This window comes from Microbacterium sp. ZW T5_56 (assembly GCF_044987425.1).
Classification (GTDB): domain Bacteria; phylum Actinomycetota; class Actinomycetes; order Actinomycetales; family Microbacteriaceae; genus Microbacterium.
This window is the reverse complement of the sequence record NZ_JBJDRI010000001.1, coordinates 147606-165274: the sequence shown is the minus strand read 5'-3', so window position 1 is coordinate 165274 and position 17669 is coordinate 147606. Positions and strand designations below refer to the sequence as shown.

Genomic DNA, 17669 nt, shown 5'->3' with positions numbered 1-17669 from the left:
CCTCATCGTTCGCGAAGGAGTTCCATATTCGCGTGCGATGAGCCGGGGGTCAGGACTGGGCCAGGGCTGCGATCACGGCGACGGCGGAATCCCAGTACTTCGCGTAGTGCTGCTCGTCGCTGTTCACCTGCACGAGATGGGCGACGACAGTCGGTTCCAGACCGTCGCGGTCGGGGACCTTGCGCAGCATCGCCGCATAGAACAGGTGAGCACTGGTGGACGGATCCAGCCGCTCGTCGCGCGTTCCCCACCAGTCCTGCTGCTGGAACAGCCCCACAGACGACGTGGGCGAGCCATCGGGATTCGTCCGCTGCGCGGTCTCCCAGTCGCCGTAGTCGATGTTGCGCAGACTGGATTCGCCCATCGCGGTCATCACGGCGATCGCCTGGTCGCGGGGGCCGAGGCCCAGCTGGTTTCCGACGTCGATGATCACCGCTGCGTTGACCAGCTGCTCCTGGTCGTACCCGTCCACCGTCATCGCCGGCACGGAGGAGGGGTCGACACGGACGCTGGCCACATCCGGCAGGACGGGTGCCGGGGGAGTGGCGGCGATGATCGCGACCGTGATGCCCACGACGCCGACGATGGCCGCGAGGATGATCCCGCGCAGTCGCCATTCGCGACGGGCCGCACGCTGCTTCTTCGTGAGGCGACGCTTCCGCCGTTGCGGGGAGCGCCGGGCAGGCGAGGTCATCACGCGATCATGCTCTCCGCAGCGCGCCGACTCACGAGCACCGGGAGGTCGTGTTCGCTGCGCACCCGCTCAGTCCAGCACGGCAACACCGGCGCGCGCTGGTGCGCCGCCGTGAGGATGCTCTGCATCGACCGAGGGTGCGTGGCGCACGAGAATGTCATCGATGCCGTCGGCGCTCACCAGCACGAACCCGTGGCGCTCGTAGAGGCGGCGCGCGTTCGAGCCGTCGAGCACCTGGAGATGGATGTGTCGATCACCCGCCTCGGCCAGCACGATCTCCAGCACGGCCGAGCCGATGCCGCGACCCTGCGCGGTGGGCTCCAGATAGAACATCTCGAGCCAGATCACCCCGTCTTCGGGACGCATCGTGATGGTTCCGATGCGCTTGTCATCGTCGCGCACGATCCGTGTCGAGGCGGGGGAGAAGTGGTCCCGAACACGCTCAGCGGACCGGTCCGGATTCCAGGCTCCGACCGCGCGCTCCAGGTCTGCTCTCAGAACTCTCGCCTTGAGGTCGATGACGTAATCGACGTCGTCGGGGGCGGCAGGGATGAGCGTGATCACCACATCAACCAGGATCGCACCGATCGGCGAACCTCCGGAACACGCCTTCGACACCAGGGAGCGTCGGCCCCGTCGCTAGCCAGCCGGATCCTCGAGGACCAGATCGGTACGCCGCGTCTCGGCATCGCGAACTCCGAACCCCGCAAGCACCCGACGCGCGATACCCGCCTGCAGCGATACCCGCCTGCAGCGATACCGCAAGCACGGAGCCGGCAATGCCCATCGCCAACAGGAGGCCTCCGATCCATCGGCCACACGAGGAGAAGGGCCACGATCAGCCCGCTCACGACACCCAGCAGAACCCGCGCCTCCGACGGGAAGCCCAGGTCCTCGATGGGGTAGTCGATCTGCTCGTGCAGGATGCCCAACACCATCGCGATCACGAAGGTCACGCCGGCGCCGAGCAACGTGCCGACCGACAGGTCACGCACTATGGCGGCGATGGACCCGAGCGCTCCCGGGGCGTAGGCGACGAATCGGTCATCGTCCGCTGTCTCGTGCCTCACCACGAACCCACCGTAGGCCCCGCCGAGCGTCATCTCCAGCGCCCGGATCGGCTCGAGATGTGCTGGATATCCTGTCGGAATGATGTCCATGAGCCCCTCGTCCGTCCCCCGCGACGACGACGAAGCCGCCCGTTCGCCGCTGCGCACGCGCGCGCTCACCGACGCGATCCGCTTCGGCGACGTGCGCCGCTACGCGCGCGAGGTCCGATCGCAGCTGCCGAAACGGCTGGCGTCGGGTGCGCGCTACATCGTGCTGATCGGCGTGCTGCTCGCGTTCGTCATGATCACGATGGCGTGGCCGATGGTGGACGATCTGCTCTCGGGCGACACCGACCTGGCCGATCTCGGCATCATCGCCATCGCACTCGTCGCACCGCTCACGGTTCTGGTGATCTGGATCTGGCTGTGCATTCGCCTCATCCGTGAGGATCGGCGCCGCTATCGGCTCTCGCGCTTCGCGGCGGACAACGGCTGGCGCTACGATCCGTGGCTGCCCACCAGCTGGTACTACGGGATGTACGCGATGCCGGGAGCCGTGGAGGACGTCTTCGACCGCACCGTGATTCCCGGGGCGGCCCCGATCGAAGTCGCGACCTACCGCGGGACGACCGGAACGGGCAAGAACCGCACGATCCGACAGACGGACTATGTGCGCGTGCAGCTGGGAGTCGTGCTGCCGCACATCGTGCTGGATGCGCGGGCGAACGATCGACCCTTCGGACGCACGAACCTGCCGATCGAACTCACGTCCGATCAGCGGCTGATTCCGGAAGGACCGTTCGCCGACGCGTTTCGTCTGTACTGTCCGCGCGGTTACGAGACCGACGCGCTCTACCTGTTCCCCCCGGATGTGCTGGCCGTGATGCTGGATCACGCTCGCGATCTGGACGTGGAGATCGTCGATGACACGCTCTACCTCTGTGCGCCGAAGAACGTGGTGAGCACGGACCCGCAGCGGTGGCGGTCCCTGCTCACCGCGGTCGAGGCGATCACGGCAAAGACGCGACAGTGGGAGGCGTGGCGTGATGATCGCCTGGCCCCCGACTCGGCCGACCCGCTGGATCGTCCGATCGGCGTCGCTCCGGGCGGGCGTCGCCTCCGCCAGCGCTTCGAGTGGTGGTGGGTGGTGGGCGGCGTGCTCGTGCTCGGGTTCGGGCTGTACTCCCTCATCACCGACTTCGTGACGTGGCTCATCTCCCTGTTCGCGTGACGCCTCGAGCCTGCGGTTGCCCCACTGCCTCGTCGCTGAACCAACGAAGGGGCCCGCGACGCGTGTCGCGGGCCCCTTCGGGAGTATATGCCTACTCCGGAATACGGTCAGGAGTCATTGACCGCGAGAGGCGGCCCGTGCCTTCTCCCAGTCCGCGCGGCGCAGCTCCTGCGCCACCGGATCCGGCACGGGCAATGATGCCAGGAGCTCCACCGTGTACGGATCCGCGGGGTGATTCAGCACCTGCGACGTGGTTCCCTGCTCGCGGATCACGCCGCGTTGGAGCACGATGATCCGGTCGGCCACCTCGTCGATCACGGCGAGATCGTGGCTGATGAACAGACAGGCGAAACCGAGTTCCTTCTGCAGCTGCACGAACAGCTCCAGCACCTTCGCCTGCACCGACACATCCAACGCGCTCGTCGGCTCATCGGCGATGAGCAGCTTCGGATCCAACGCCAGGGCACGCGCCAGCGACGCGCGCTGGCGTTGGCCACCCGACAGCTCGTGCGGGTAGCGGTCGCCGAAGTTGGTCGGCAGACGCACGGCGTCCAGCAGTTCGTTCACCCGCCCGCGCGCATCGGCCGTCGAGCGGGCGCGACCGTGGACCACCAGCGGCTCGGCGATGCAGTCCGCGATCGTCAGCAGCGGATTGAAACTCGTCGCCGGATCCTGGAACACGAATCCGATATCGGAGCGCTGCGCACGCAGCTGCCGTGGTTTCACGTGGAACATCTCTCGACCGAGCACCGACAGCGATCCGCCGACCACCTGGGTCAGTCCCACCATGGCCCGACCGATTGTCGTCTTGCCCGAGCCGGATTCGCCGACGAGACCGACCACTTCGCTCGGCCCGATCCAGAAGCTGGCACCCTTGACGGCCACCACGCCCGCGCTGCCGAAGCGGCCCGGGTATCCGATCTGCACGTTGTCGGCGATCACCAGGCTGCCGGCCGGGGGCGCGCTCGGCGCCTCCCGTGCCGGATCCTGCGAGGCGGACTTCCCGCGACCCACGTGCGGAACAGCCGCCAGCAGCTCCCGTGTGTACTCCTGCTGGGGTGCGGCGAAGAGCTCTCGCACCGGCGCCTGTTCGACGATGTCGCCGCGATACATCACGATGACCCGATCGGCGAGGTCGGCAACCACACCCATGTTGTGCGTGATCAGCACGATCGTCGCACCGAACTGATCGCGACAGCGACGCAGCAGGTCCAGGATCTCGGCCTGCACCGTCACGTCCAGCGCGGTGGTCGGCTCGTCGGCGATGATCAGTCCGGCGTTGAGCACCAGCGCCATCGCGATGACCACGCGCTGCTTCTGCCCGCCGGAGAACTGGTGCGGGTAGTCGTCGATCCGCCGCTCCGGATCGGGAATGCCGACCCGGCGCAGGATGTCGACGGCCTGTTCACGCGCGTCCTTCCGGTTGATCTTGCCGTGAGCACGCAGGCCCTCGACGATCTGCCACCCGATCGTGTACACCGGGTTCAGCGCCGTGGAGGGCTCCTGGAACACCATGGCGGCATCGCGGCCACGCATGGCGCGCAGCTGCTTGTGCGTGGCGTGCACCACGTCGGTCTCCTGGCCCTCGCGGCCACGGATCACAACAGCGCCGGACATCGTGGCGGTCTCGGGCAGCAGGCCGAGCAGCGTGTTCGCCGTGACGGTCTTGCCGGATCCGGACTCGCCCACGATCGCCACGACCTCGCCGGCATGCGCCTGCAGGTCTATGCCGTTGATGGCATGTACCGGTTCGCCGTCCGTCGCGAACGTGACCCGGAGGTCACGGATCTCTGCGATATCGGTCATGCCGCACCTCCCGCACGACGGCGCTTGCGCAGTCGTGGATCGCTCAGGTCGTTGAGACTCTCACCCACGAGGGTGATGCCGAGCACCACCAGCACGATCGCCACACCGGGGAACACGCCGGTCCACCAGATGCCGCTCGTGACGTCGGCGATGGCGCGGTTGAGGTCGTAACCCCACTCCGCCGCCTGCGTCGCCTCGATGCCGAACCCGAGGAAGCCGAGGCCCGCCAGGGTGAGGATCGACTCCGAGGCGTTCAGGGTGATCACGACCGGCAGTGAACGCGTGGAATTGCGCAGCACGTGACGGACCAAGATGCGCCCGGTCGGAACGCCGATGACCTTGGCCGACTCCACGAACGGCTCCTGCTTCACCCGCACCACCTCGGCGCGGATCACGCGGAAGTACTGCGGCACGAACACCACGGTGATCGACAGCGCCGTCGCCATCACACCACCCCAGAGGTTGGACTGACCGCGACTGATCACGATCGTCATCACGATGGCGAGCAGCAGCGACGGGAACGCGTAGATCGCGTCGCAGATCACCACGAGGATCCGGTCGAGCCAGCCGCCGAAGTAGCCGGAGATCAGGCCGAGGGCGATGCCCAGGAAGATCGAGCAGACGATGCCGGCGACGATCACCAGGAACGCGGTCTGCGCCCCCCAGATCACGCGGGAGAACACGTCGAAGCCGGACACCGTGGTGCCCAGGATGTTCGTGGCGTTCGGTGGCTGCTGGGTGCCGAACGAGGTCCCGTCGGGCAGCTTCTGCTGCGCCCAGCCGAAGGGGGCGATCAGCGGGGCGAACACGGCGATCAGGATGAACACCGTGACGATGATCAGACCGGCCACGAGCATTCCGCGCTGTAGGCCGACACTCTGTCGCAGCTGCGAGATCACCGGCAGGCGATCCTTGAGCGGCCGCTTCTGCGGCGCGATGGCCGCGAGCGTGGAGGTCTTCGGGGTGGGCAGGTCGCGAGAGGACTCGGACATCTCAGTACCTCACCCTCGGGTCGATCATGGCGGCCACGACATCCACCAGGAAGTTGGTCACCGCGACGATCACTGCGATCATCACGACGATTCCCTGCACCGCCACGAAGTCACGCGCTTTGAGGTACGCCGCCAGCATGAAGCCGAGACCCTTCCACTCGAAGGTCGTCTCGGTGAGCACGGCGCCGGCCAGCAGCATCGCGATCTGCATGCCCATCACCGTGATGATCGGGATGAGGGCAGGGCGGAACGCATGCTTGGTGACCAGTCGGGATTCGCTCACGCCGCGCGAGCGGCCGGAGGTCACGTACTGCTGACCGAGGGTCCCGATGACGTTCGTGCGTACCAGTCGCAGGAAGACACCACCGGTGAGCAGGCCGAGCGCGACCGCGGGAAGGATCGCGTGCTGGATCAAGTCGCCCACCGCGCCCAGATTTCCGACCCGCAGGGCGTCGATGAGATAGATGCCGGTCGGGTTCTGCACTCCGCTCATGAGCAGCTCGGTATCGGTGCTCGCGCGCCCGGCGACGGGAAGCACGTCCAGCCACACCGCGAAGATCAGCTTGAGCAGGAGGCCCACGAAGAAGATCGGTGTGGCGTAGGCGAGGATCGCCATGATCCGCAGCACCGCGTCCTGCCACTTGTCGCGTCGGTACGCGGCGATGAGACCCAGCGGGATGCCGACGACCAGCGCGACGATCACCGCGTAGATCACCAGCTCCAGGGTCGCCGAACCGTACTGGAGGAGGATCTCGATGACCGGACGACCGTCGGTGATCGTCGTGCCGAAGTCACCGCGGAAGACGTTTCCGAGGTACTCGAGGTATTGCACGATGACGGGCCGGTCATAGCCGGCCTGGTGGATGCGCTCCTGCAGTGCGTCCGGGGTGAGCCGACCGCCAAGAGCAGCGGTGATCGGGTCTCCGGTGAGACGCATGAGGAAGAAGACCATCGTGACCAGGATGAACACGGTCGGGATGATCAGGACGAGGCGGATGAGGATGTACCGCCAGAGCCCGCCGGAGGGTGCTTTGGCAGCACTCTGCACGACAGGGTCCGCGACGACTGTTGTCATGCGTGAACCTTAGCTGTGAGGCGACAGAGGCCGGGGGATCCGGCGCGCGAAACGCTGGATCCCCCGGCCTCGAGTCGTCACTTCTTGGTGAGCGGTCCGTAACGGAACTTGAACGACGCGTCCAGCGTCGTGCCGTCCACGTCGGTGCCGACGATCGCGACCTGCTTACCCTGCAGCAGGGGCAGGGTCGAGAGGTCAGCGGCCACCAGGTCCTGGATCTTGCCGATCTCCTCGAGGCGCTTGGCCGAGTCGGACTCGGTCTGCTCCTTGGTGATCAGGTCCTGAACCTCGGTGTTGTTGTAGTGGTTGTTCAGGAAGTTGTCCGCCGTGAAGAACGGGGACAGGTAGTTGTCCGGGTCGGAGTAGTCCGGGAACCATCCGAGCTGGTACATCGGGTAGACGTCCGTGCTGCGGTCCTTGGAGTACTGCACCCACTCGGTCTGCTGCAGGTTGACGGTGAACAGGCCGCCGTCCTCCAGCTGCGTCTTCACAGCCGCATACTCGTCACCCGACGACGGGCCGTAGTGGTCGCCGTTGTACTGCAGGTTGAGCGTGACGGGGGTGGTGACGCCCGCGGCCGTGAGGATCTCCTTGGCCTTGTCGAGCGAGGGGCCGCCGCTTCCGTCGCCGTAGAGCTCCTTCAGCGGCTCGGTGGCACCGGGCATACCCTCGGCGACGAACGAGTACAGCGGGCTGTAGGTGCCCTTGTAGACATCGGTCGCGAGGGCCTCGCGGTCGACGAGCGATGCCATCGCCTGACGAACGGCCAGGGCCTTCGCGGGGTCAGCACCCTCAGCCTTGGCACCGAACGGCATCGTGTCGAAGTTGAAGACGATGTAGCGGATCTCTCCACCGGGACCGTCGACGACCTTGACTTTGTCGTTCTTGCTGAGGTCTTCCACGTCCGTGGCCGACAGGCTGCGGAAGGCGACGTCGATCGCGTTCTTGCCGATGTCCAGCTTCAGGTTGGACGCGTCGGCGTAGTACTTCACCGTGACACCGGCGTTGTCCGGCTTGCCGAGGTTGCCCTGGTAGTCCGCGTACGGCTTGTACTGCACGAGCTCGTTGAACTTGTACGACTCGATCGTGTACTGGCCGGCAAACGCCTTGCCGTCCACGATGGCGGAGTCGTCGGTGAGCGCGTCGGCCGAGAACACCTCTTCGTCCACGATCGGACCCGCGGGGCTGGAGAGGATGAGCGGCCAGATCTGGTCGTTGCCGTTCTTCAGCGTGAAGACGACGGTGGTGTCGTCGGGCGTGGCGATCGAGTCGAGGTTTCCGAGCAGCGACGCGGGGCCGTTCTCATCGGCGATCTTCACGACGCGGTCGAAGGAGAACTTGACGTCGGAGGAGGTCAGGTCGTGGCCGTTGGCGAACTTCAGACCCGCTTTGAGCTTGACGGTGTACTCGGTGGGGGAGGTGAACTCCGCCGACTCGGCGATGTCCGGCGTGACCTCGGCGGTGCCGTACACGCTGTTCATGAGGAACGGGTACACCTGGTTCATCACCGCGAACGAGCCGTTGTCGTAGGAGCCGGCCGGGTCGAGCTTGGTGATCTTGTCGGTAGTGCCGACGACGATGTCAGAGCCCGACGACCCGGAGTCGCTGCTGGCCCCCTCGGACGGGGAGGTGTTGCCACCCGTGCTGCTGGTGGTGCAGCCGGCAAGGATCAGTGCTGAGGCGCCCACGGCGCCAAGGGCGAGAACCAGACGGCTCCGCTTGTTATGCGATGACATATATTGCTACCTCTGTGAAATCGGGTACGGGGCCGGCCCTGCGGGCGCGACCGTTGCGTCATCCTCTCCCTTCAAGCGCATTCACAGGAAGCACCCGTTTCACATCGTGACGAGACTGAGACTCTTCGGCGATGACACCGCGGACCGGCGAACGGTGCACGCTCTCGGTAAGATCTGTGCATCGTGCGGGGCACGAAGGGGGAAGCATGACTGTCACGTTCACTGCGGGCCCAGCGGGTCGACCGATCACCACACGTTGGCGGACGGCATGAGCATTCCGTTCGATCCCCGCCCCCTTCTCGACCCGGTCGACGAGCACGCCGCCCGTATCGAGGGGAAGCTGCGCCGTGAGCGCGATCCCCTGATCGCCCGCACCGCCAATCGGCAGCAACGGACCACGTGGATCCTGCTCGCCACGCTCGGGCCGTTCCTGCTGTCGCTGGTCAGTTCCGCCTTCGTGCCGATGATGCTCAGCGCGGTGAAGACCCCCTCACTCCTGCCCGCGCTCGTCTTCTTCGCCCTGCTGCTGGGTGCCTTCATCGCCGGCATCATCGCGCTCGTCGTCGTGCTGATGCGCTCCGCCCGACGCGCGCAGGACGTGCAGTGGTTCCGCTTCTCCCGCTTCGCCGCAGCCAACGGTCTGGAGTTTCATCCCTACATCCCGAACCCCCCGTTGCCGGGTCTGCTGTTCAGCGGCGGCAACGGAACGGATCCCGCCAGCGAGAACGTGCTGCGCGGCATGGCACCAAGGGTGGTGGAGTTCGGCGACTTCGCGTACACCGTGAGCAACGGCAAGAGCTCCACCCGGGTGCGCCGCGGGTACATCGCCATTCGCGTCGACAATCTGCTGCCCAACATCGTGCTGGACGCCAGGGGAAACGACGGTCCGTTCGGCGGTCTCAGCTTGGACCGCGCGCAGCGGCTGAGCCTGGAGGGCGACTTCGACCGCTTCTTCACGCTGTACTGCCCCACCGGGTACGAGACCGACGCGCTGTACCTGTTCACACCCGACATCATGCTGCGGCTCATGACCCAAGCCGCGGTGCTGGACGTCGAGCTGGTGGACAACTGGATCTTCTTCTACGCCAACCGCTCGATTCCGTCGATGGACCCGGCGGTGTGGGCGTGGCTGTTCTCACTGGTGCACGCGATGCTCACCAAGCTGGAGCAGTGGGAGCGCTGGCGTGACGAACGTCTGGCCGGCGTACACCCGGGCAGCGGGATCGCCGTCATTCCGTCCGCGCCGGGTATGCCGCCTGCGACATATATCAGCGGAGCACCGGCGCCGCTGGCAGGCGTTCCGTTCGCCGCACCGGGAAACCCGTCGCCACCGGCCGCATTCGTTCTGCAACCACCGGGGGTCGCCCAACCCGGCCGGCGTCTGCGCAGCGGATGCAGCGGACGCGCCTGGGTGGTCGTGCTCGTGGCGCTTGCCGTCGTGGTGATGCCCACGATCGCCTTCTTCGGGATCCTGGCGGCGACGGTGATCGGATCCGTGCGCTGAGAGAGGGAAATCGCACCCGGGACGGGCGTCTGCGGTGCGCTTTCGATCTCCGCTGAGGTCAGGAGGCCAATGCCGGAGCCAGCCGCGCCGATCGACGTGCCCGCCAGGCCGTGATGCGCGGCAGGAACAGTCCGATCAGTGGTCCCACGCCGAACGCGAAGATCACGGTTCCCACGCCCACCGGTCCGCCCAGCAGCCAGCCGACCAGCAGCACGCTGCCCTCGATGATGGTGCGAACGATCCACACCTTCCATTTCGTGACGCGCACCAGTCCGGTCATCAGGCCGTCGCGCGGACCGGGACCGAAGTCCGCGGAGATGTACACCCCCGTGGCGATCGACAGCACGACGACACCCGCCAGAAACAGCGCCGCACCGGCGACGACGTTCGGCATGTCGGGGATCAGCCAGAGGCCGACGTTCGCCGAGGGACCCACCAGGAGCGCGTTCAGCAGGGTGCCGAGCCCCATCTTCTGGCGCAGCGGGATCCACAGCACCAGCACCACGAACGAGATCACCAGCGTGGCGGTGCCGTAGTCGATCGGCACATGGAGGGTGGTGCCCACCGAGAGCACGTCCCAGGGCGAGAGCCCGATGCCGCCGCGGATCATCATCGCCAGGCTGATGCCGTAGACGAACAGACCGATCAGCAACTGCGCGAGGCGCTCCACCAGATCGCGCGGCGACGTGGCGGTGATGGGAAGCAGAGGTGAGCGGAAGGCCATAGGTGCCATGGTGCTCCTCATGCGGCCTGTTGTTCCCAGTCCACTGCCGGATAAGTGGTCTGTGCCTGGCAGTCCACATCGTGGCACAGTGTTGGTATGGCCTCCCGACTCGTCATGCTCCTCGGCACCTGGCAACCCGACCGCGCCGTCGCGGCGTCGTTGGCGGATCGCGTGCGAGCGCTGATCCTGGACGGCCGGCTGACCGTGGGGGAGCGGCTGCCCAGCGAGCGGGTGCTCGCGCAGGAGCTGGGTCGCTCCCGCGCCACGATCACGGCGGCCTACGGTCGACTCGAGTCCGCGGGCTATGTCGTGCGAACTCACGGCGGTGGCACGCACATCGCTCTGCCGCACTCCTCGCCGGTGCGTCCGACACTGCCCGGCAGCGCACCGATCGACTTCTCGATCGCGTCGACGGGTTCCGCTCCGGGCCTGCATGAGGCCACGATCCGCGCCCTGCCGCGCCTCGCCGCCCAGCGTGGCGGTACCGGGTACACGCTGGAGGGCGTCACCGAGCTGCGCGAGGTGATCGCCGCCCGCTACCGCGAGCGCGGTGTTCCCACGGACGCCGACGAGATCGTGATCACTTCCGGTGCGATGCACGCCCTGGCGCTCGTGCTCGCCGCGTTCTCCCGGCCAGGACGTGTGGCCGTGGTCGAGGAGCCCACGTTCCCGCACGCCATGGATGCGATCCGTCGCGCCGGGCATCGTCTCGTGACCACACCAGTCACGGCAGCGGGGTGGGACGTCGGCCACCTGACGACCACGCTGCTGGACCTGCACCCGCACCTGGCGTATGTGATCCCCGATTTCCACAACCCCACGGGCGCGAACATGTCGGACGCGGATCGCGCGGTCGTCGTGGCTACGGCACGCAGCGCGGGCACCATGCTCATCGTGGACGAGACCTGCGCCGACCTCGATATCGATCGCCCGTTCACGCCGCGCCCGTTCGCCACGTTCGGTGACGTGATCACCCTCGGCTCCCTGTCCAAGATCGCGTGGGGCGGATTGCGGATCGGCTGGATCCGCGCGTCACGCGCGGTGGTGAGTCGCGTGCTCGCCGTCCGCCCGACGATCGATCTCGGCACCGCCCCGCTGGAGCAGTGCATCGCCATCGAGCTGCTCGACGACGTGCCGGCACTGCAGCGGCACGTCCGCTCCCGGCTGGCCGCCGGCCGCGCCGCTGTCCACGCCGGGCTGGAGACGATCGGGCTGAGCATGCCGCAGACCTACGGCGGGCTCTCGGTGTGGATCGGTCTGCGCGGTTTCGATTCGACCGCCCTCTCGCTCGCCGCACACGACCACGGCCTGCGGCTGCCGCCGGGGCCGCGCTTCTCGGCCTCCGGCGTGCTCAACGGCTATCTGCGTGTGCCGATCACCCTGGATCCCGAGACCACCGCCGACGGCATGGTGCGGTTGGCCGAAGCATGGCAGGACGTGCATCGTGGATCCGTGAGCCAGGCGGCGATGGAGCACCTTGCCGTGGTGTGAGGGCGTCAGCCGCGGGGGATCAGCTCGAAGAACTCCAGCTCCGGCGTCGTGAGCATGCGTGAGCGCACGATGAACCGCAGCCCGGTGGGACTCTCCACGCTGAAGCCGGCGCCGCGTCCCGGCACGACATCGATGGTCAGGTGCGTGTACTTCCAGTACTCGAACTGGCTCGTCGACATGAACACGTCGATCGGATCGATCCCGGTCACGGGAACTGTCGCGAGATGGACATCGCCGGGTCCTGTCAGGAACATGCCCACGGGATAGCACATCGGGGCGCTGCCGTCACAGCAGCCGCCGGACTGATGGAACATCAGCGGTCCGTGCTGAGCCGCCAGGGTGCGCAGCAGATCCGCAGCGTCCGCGGTGACCGCAACGCGGCTCGGCTCCTCGGTCATGTCGTCACCTTTCGGCAGCGGAGCACCCGTCGGTGAAGGACGGGTGCTCCGCAGCGGATCAGAAGAAGCCCATGCTTCCTTCGGCATACGAGACCAGGAGGTTCTTCGTCTGCTGGTAGTGATCCAGCATCCGGAGGTGGTTCTCCCGCCCGATGCCGGACTGCTTGTACCCGCCGAACGCGGCGTGCGCGGGGTACTGATGATAGGTGTTCGTCCACACCCGACCCGCCTCGATCGCACGACCGGCGCGATAGGCGGTGTCACCCGATCGGCTCCAGACGCCCGCGCCCAGGCCGTACAGCGTGTCGTTGGCGATCGAGATGGCGTCATCGAAGTCGGTGAAAGAGGTCACCGACAGCACGGGTCCGAAGATCTCCTCCTGGAAGATGCGCATGTCATTGGTTCCCTCGAACACCGTGGGGGCGACGTAGTAGCCCTCGGAGAGATCGCCACCGAGATCCACTCGCTCGCCACCGGTGAGCAGCTTCGCGCCACCCGCCTTGCCGATCTCGATGTAGGACAGGATCTTCTCCAGCTGGTCGTTGGAAGCCTGCGCTCCGATCATCGTGCGCGGATCCAGCGGGTTGCCCTGGATCACCTTGCCGACGCGCTCCAGACCGTCGGAGAGGAAGCCGTCATAGATCGATCGCTGGATCAGCGCCCGCGACGGGCAGGTGCACACCTCACCCTGGTTCAACGCGAAGAGCGTGAATCCCTCGAGGGCCTTGTCGTAGTACGCGTCCGACGTGTCGCGAGCCACATCCTCGAAGAAGAGGTTCGGGCTCTTGCCACCGAGCTCGAGCGTCACCGGGATGAGGTTCTGCGAGGCGTACTGCATGATCAGTCGTCCCGTCGTGGTCTCACCGGTGAACGCGATCTTGCGGATCCGCTTGTGCTGGGCCAGCGGAGCTCCCGCCTCGATGCCGAAGCCGTTGACGATGTTCACGACGCCGGCCGGAAGAAGGTCGCCGATGAGGTCGAACAGGTACAGGATCGACGCGGGAGTCTGCTCGGCCGGCTTCAGTACGACGCAGTTGCCGGCCGCGAGCGCGGGTGCCAGCTTCCACACGGCCATGAGGATCGGGAAGTTCCACGGGATGATCTGACCCACCACACCCAGGGGCTCGGCGAAGTGATAGGCGATGGTGTCGCCGTCGATCTCGCTGATGCCGCCCTCCTGGGCGCGCAGGGCACCCGCGAAGTAGCGGAAGTGGTCGATCGCCAGCGGGATGTCGGCCGCCAGCGTCTCGCGCACCGGCTTGCCGTTCTCCCACGTCTCGGCGACGGCGATCTCCTCCAGGTGCGCCTCCATGCGATCCGCGATGCGGTGCAGGACCAGCGCCCGCTCTGCCACGCTGGTGCGTCGCCAGCTGCTGAAGGCGAACCATGCAGCCTCCACGGCGCGATCGATGTCCTCGGCGGTGCCGCGGCCGACCTCGCAGAACGGCTTGCCGTTCACGGGGGAGATGTTCTCGAAGTACTGCCCCTGGGCGGGCTCGACCCACGCGCCACCGATGTAGTGGCCATAGCGCGAGCGATAGTTGGCGACGGCTCCGGGCTGCCCGGGTGCAGCGTACGCGGTGGTGACGTCCTCGTCGACGAGTGTCATGGTGTCTCCTTTGACCGATCCATCAGCGGTATCCCGCCGTGGCAGAGACGTTAGGCGCGAGGACGTTGCAACAGGTTGCGGTCAGTGTTCGAGACGCTCGATGCGGGTCACCAGGCCGGCACGCTTCGGCGAGCGCGGCGGCAGCAGCTCGAGCGCCAGTCGCAGTACCTCCTCGTCCTCCTCGCCCGCCGCGGTGTCTGCGTAGGTGAGCAGCACGTCAGCGCTCGCCTCAGCGATGAGCGCATCGCGGAGAGTGGTTCGCACGGTGTCGCGGAACTGCTCCACCCCGGGAGCGACCGAGTCGATGAGCACGTCGCCCGCGTACGAAGCCAGCGCCACCCGGTGGGCGCCGCGATCCAGCAGAGAGAGCACGCGCTGCGCGTCGGTGTCGATGTCCGCGGTGAGCCGATACGGCCGCGACTCCACGCCGACGAACGGCGCCGACCGCGCGAGCATCTTGCGCAGCCGCACCATCTCCGGCCGCAGGGTGTCGACCGGAGCGTCCGGTCCGTAGACGAGTTCCGTGAGGCGTTCCGCCGTGAGGCCCTGCCGATGCAGGCTGAGCAGCAGAAGGATCTCCGCGTGACGACCCGACACGGCGTGACGAGTGAGCTCACGACCGTCATCCACGTCGAGGTGAGCCCGCTCCTGACCCAGCACGCGCAGCGTCGCGCGCTGCGGCCGCGTCGCGCTCGCCCGTCGTGGCGCGCTCTCGCGAGCACGCATACGCGAGATCAGCAGTTCACCCTCCACGGCGCGTGCGGCCGCATCGACCAGGAGCTGCGCCTGCGGCGTGATCACCTCGGTGCCGCCGGTGACATCGATGACACCCATGATGAGTCCGGTCTCGGGATCACGCACGGGTGCAGCCGTGCACGACCAGGGCTGCACGAAGCGGTTGAAGTGCTCGGCTCCCAGAATCTGCACCCCGGTGCCGAGCGTCAGCGCTGTGCCCGGAGCGGAGGTCCCGACAGCCGATTCCGACCAGTCGGCGCCGGCCACGAAGCCCATCTCACCCGTGAGGGTGCGCACCTGGCGATCGCCCTCCACCCACAGCAGTCGCCCCGCCGCGTCGCCCACAGCCACGACCACCCCGGCTTCCTCCGCCGCTCCGGGAAGCAACAGCGAACGGATCATGTCGCGGACGCCGGCCAGCGGGTGAGCTCGGCGATACTCCTCCAGGGCCGCGCCGGCGAGGGCGACGGGCGGCAGCGCCTCGGCGGCCACCGCACCGTCGCGACTGCGCCGCCAGGATTCTCGCACCAGCTGCCGCACGTCGGCGAGACGGCGATCATCGGCGTTGCCGGTGACGAACTCCTCGTGCGCGCGCTCCACCATCAGACGCGACGTCTGCGGGGAGACATCGCGTCGCTGCGACCAGCTCGATGACATGGATGATCCTGGGGCGACGTTGCGGCTGTGGCGCCAGTGTAAGCCAGCACCGCCCCCATGTCTGCGGCGCGGGCGGTGCCGATCAGAGCCGTTCGAGAGGATTGCTCGCGAGTCGGTCGATCACTCCACCGTCGAACAGGCGGCGAGCGTGACTGTGCGGCTTGCGCTGTGACTGGTCGCGCACGCCCGCACCGAACTCTGCGGCGAGGGTGAGACGCGGGTACTTCGCGAGCACCTCGTGTCGGAACTCGAGCGGGATGTCGGTGTCGCGTCGTCCGCCGATGTCGAGCCCCGTGGCGATCTCCAGCAGATACCCCTCGAGATCGAGAGCCGGATCGACCTCAGGCCAGTTGTGGCGCACGATGACCTCGTTGATGCGCTGCCGACGTTCCTGGGGCCACCCGGCGCCGGCGGCCATCGCCTCACCCACGTGTCCTCCAGCCTCCTCGTAGCCGAGGACGTGGTTGTCAAAGGCCGGGGCCAGCCCGATGTCGTGCAGCAGCGCAGCGGCGTACAGCAGCTCGTGGTCGACGCCTTCTCGTCCCTCGACCACGGCGAAGGCCTCGGCCCACAGCCACGACCGCAGCACGTGGTTGATGAGCGCCGGGGAGTGGTACTGCGCCATGAGTTCCCGTGCACCGCGGGCGGCTGCGGTATCCGGCACAGGGAAGTCGGTGATGCGCATGAGGCCAGGTTAGTGAGCGCCCGCGCGATCCGACACGCGAATGGTGCCAAGCTCCTACGGGAAACCGCCAGGTGGCGGGTCTGCGCCATCAGCCCAGCGCTCGGTACGGTAGAGCAATGGTGATGCGTGTGGCGATGACGAAGACTGCGCTCACCCGCCCGCTGTCGCACCGCGAGGCACGCGCGCTGATCGCCGCGGCGACCCCCGCCCCGACGGAGCAGCCGACGGGTCGAGGCAGCTTCAAACTCCCCCTCGCGTCACGTATCCAGCTGGGCGTGTTGGCGAGCATCGTCTGGATCATCGGCGCGGTCATCGTGGTGAGCGCGATCTTCGGCACCGTCGCGATCGCGGCGACCGTCTGGCATGATCCGATCGGTGCGCTGCGCTGGATCATCCCGCTGGCGGTGGTCGGCATCGCCCTCGGAATCCTGAAGCAGTATGAGGACCGGCAGCGTCTGATCCGCCGCGCTCGCACTGTGCTGCTGGCTCGCGAGAACGGCTGGGACTTCGAGCTCGAGACGCTGGCGATACCACCGGCACGCTCGATGAAGGTCGGCACCGAACGCAAGGTTCTCGACCTGGTGCGGCTGCGTCGCGCGCCGCGCATCGAACTCGGCGTTTTCCAGACGAAAGTCGACGCCGGCAGGTCGACGGCGATCGTTCGTCAGGACTACCTCGCCCTCGCACTCCCGCAGAAGCTGCCCAACATCCTGCTGCAGGCGATGCCGAGCGGTCCGCGCCTCGGCAACGCGATTGCAGTTCCGACCGGCATCGATCCCGACCAGTTCCTCAGCCTCGAGGGAGACTTCGACAGGTACTTTCGCCTCTACTGTCCGCCGGGTTACGAGCGCGACGCCCTGTACCTGTTCACCCCGGACATCATGGCCCTGTTCATCGACCACGCGCACGGCTGCAGTGTGGAGATCATCGACAACTGGCTCATCGTTTCGGGGAAGGAAGGGCGTCTGCGCGGCACGAAGATCGCCCAGTGGACCGGCACTCTCGACCTGATCGCCGCGGTGGAGGACAAGCTGGAGCAGTGGGATGAGTGGCGCGACGACTCCAAGCGTCGTGTGGCACCGCGCGGAACACCACGCGCCCTCGCACGCCCGAAGCCGGGCGTGGCCGCTGCAGGCGCGCGCCTGCGCGACCTGTCCCGCGGCGATCACATCAAGCGTCAGCTGACGATCGGCGCCGTCATTCTGGGCTCCCTCGCCGCGGTGTATGCCGCAGTCTTCATCCCGATCCTCATCGCCGACGCCCGCTGAGGCACATTCCGTACG

At 67.2% G+C, this 17669-nt stretch carries 16 protein-coding genes; 4 read left to right on the top strand and 12 right to left on the bottom strand.

Features of this window, described 5'->3' with window-relative positions; all coding sequences use genetic code 11:
• Positions 1-49 precede the first annotated feature (49 nt).
• The 3 genes from ACI3KU_RS00730 to ACI3KU_RS00720 form a co-directional block, all read right to left on the bottom strand.
• Complete coding sequence (locus ACI3KU_RS00730) at positions 50-694, bottom strand: peptidase M23 (RefSeq protein ID WP_404920365.1); 645 nt, start codon at positions 692-694, stop codon at positions 50-52.
• Between the two features lie 69 nt (positions 695-763).
• Entirely contained in the window at positions 764-1261 is a 498-nt protein-coding gene (locus ACI3KU_RS00725) for a GNAT family N-acetyltransferase (RefSeq protein ID WP_404920364.1), read from the bottom strand.
• A complete protein-coding gene (locus tag ACI3KU_RS00720; RefSeq protein ID WP_404920363.1) occupies positions 1255-1854 on the bottom strand; it encodes a hypothetical protein in 600 nt (199 codons plus the stop codon). The genes ACI3KU_RS00725 and ACI3KU_RS00720 overlap by 7 nt, the downstream gene beginning before the upstream one ends.
• Here ACI3KU_RS00720 and ACI3KU_RS00715 point away from each other — a divergent pair.
• The gene (locus tag ACI3KU_RS00715) at positions 1853-2974 is read left to right on the top strand and encodes a hypothetical protein (protein ID WP_404920362.1); all 1122 of its coding nucleotides are present in this window, start codon (positions 1853-1855) and stop codon (positions 2972-2974) included. The genes ACI3KU_RS00720 and ACI3KU_RS00715 overlap by 2 nt on opposite strands.
• A gap of 114 nt (positions 2975-3088) precedes the next feature.
• Here the strand turns inward: ACI3KU_RS00715 and ACI3KU_RS00710 are convergent, their stop codons facing one another.
• From ACI3KU_RS00710 to ACI3KU_RS00695, 4 genes are all read right to left on the bottom strand, one after another.
• Positions 3089-4780, bottom strand: coding sequence for a dipeptide ABC transporter ATP-binding protein (locus ACI3KU_RS00710; protein ID WP_404920361.1), 1692 nt, complete (start codon positions 4778-4780; stop codon positions 3089-3091).
• Positions 4777-5772, bottom strand: a complete 996-nt coding sequence (locus ACI3KU_RS00705; RefSeq protein ID WP_404920360.1) for an ABC transporter permease — start codon at positions 5770-5772, stop codon at positions 4777-4779. Before ACI3KU_RS00705 ends, ACI3KU_RS00710 begins: the two co-directional genes overlap by 4 nt.
• Position 5773: 1 nt before the next feature.
• Positions 5774-6847, bottom strand: coding sequence for an ABC transporter permease (locus ACI3KU_RS00700; RefSeq protein ID WP_404920359.1), 1074 nt, complete (start codon positions 6845-6847; stop codon positions 5774-5776).
• Positions 6848-6924: 77 nt separating this feature from the next.
• A complete protein-coding gene (locus ACI3KU_RS00695) occupies positions 6925-8583 on the bottom strand; it encodes an ABC transporter substrate-binding protein (protein WP_404920358.1) in 1659 nt (552 codons plus the stop codon).
• Between the two features lie 268 nt (positions 8584-8851).
• Here ACI3KU_RS00695 and ACI3KU_RS00690 point away from each other — a divergent pair, with 268 nt between their 5' ends.
• Complete coding sequence (locus ACI3KU_RS00690; protein ID WP_404920357.1) at positions 8852-10087, top strand: hypothetical protein; 1236 nt, start codon at positions 8852-8854, stop codon at positions 10085-10087.
• A 58-nt stretch (positions 10088-10145) separates the two neighbouring features.
• Here the strand turns inward: ACI3KU_RS00690 and ACI3KU_RS00685 are convergent, their stop codons facing one another.
• Positions 10146-10820: a YitT family protein gene (locus ACI3KU_RS00685; protein ID WP_404920356.1), complete on the bottom strand. Its 675-nt coding sequence runs from the start codon at positions 10818-10820 to the stop codon at positions 10146-10148.
• A gap of 87 nt (positions 10821-10907) precedes the next feature.
• On the opposite strand from ACI3KU_RS00685, the gene ACI3KU_RS00680 reads away from it, so the two are divergent.
• Positions 10908-12302, top strand: coding sequence for a PLP-dependent aminotransferase family protein (locus ACI3KU_RS00680; protein ID WP_404920355.1), 1395 nt, complete (start codon positions 10908-10910; stop codon positions 12300-12302).
• Between the two features lie 5 nt (positions 12303-12307).
• Here ACI3KU_RS00680 and ACI3KU_RS00675 read toward each other — a convergent pair whose 3' ends face one another.
• The 4 genes from ACI3KU_RS00675 to ACI3KU_RS00660 all read right to left on the bottom strand — a co-directional run bounded on the left by ACI3KU_RS00675 (position 12308) and on the right by ACI3KU_RS00660 (position 16386).
• Positions 12308-12700, bottom strand: coding sequence for a DUF779 domain-containing protein (locus ACI3KU_RS00675; RefSeq protein ID WP_404920354.1), 393 nt, complete (start codon positions 12698-12700; stop codon positions 12308-12310).
• 58 nt (positions 12701-12758) lie between these two features.
• Positions 12759-14309: an aldehyde dehydrogenase family protein gene (locus ACI3KU_RS00670; RefSeq protein WP_404920353.1), complete on the bottom strand. Its 1551-nt coding sequence runs from the start codon at positions 14307-14309 to the stop codon at positions 12759-12761.
• Positions 14310-14390: 81 nt separating this feature from the next.
• Positions 14391-15701 carry a GAF domain-containing protein gene (locus tag ACI3KU_RS00665; RefSeq protein WP_404920352.1) on the bottom strand — a complete coding sequence of 437 codons (1311 nt, stop codon included), beginning with the start codon at positions 15699-15701 and terminating at the stop codon, positions 14391-14393.
• A gap of 82 nt (positions 15702-15783) precedes the next feature.
• On the bottom strand, positions 15784-16386 hold the full coding sequence (locus tag ACI3KU_RS00660) for an HD domain-containing protein (RefSeq protein ID WP_404920351.1): 603 nt from the start codon (positions 16384-16386) through the stop codon (positions 15784-15786).
• A gap of 134 nt (positions 16387-16520) precedes the next feature.
• Between ACI3KU_RS00660 and ACI3KU_RS00655 the strand changes: the two genes are divergently transcribed.
• Complete coding sequence (locus ACI3KU_RS00655) at positions 16521-17654, top strand: hypothetical protein (protein ID WP_404920350.1); 1134 nt, start codon at positions 16521-16523, stop codon at positions 17652-17654.
• Positions 17655-17669: the final 15 nt, after the last annotated feature.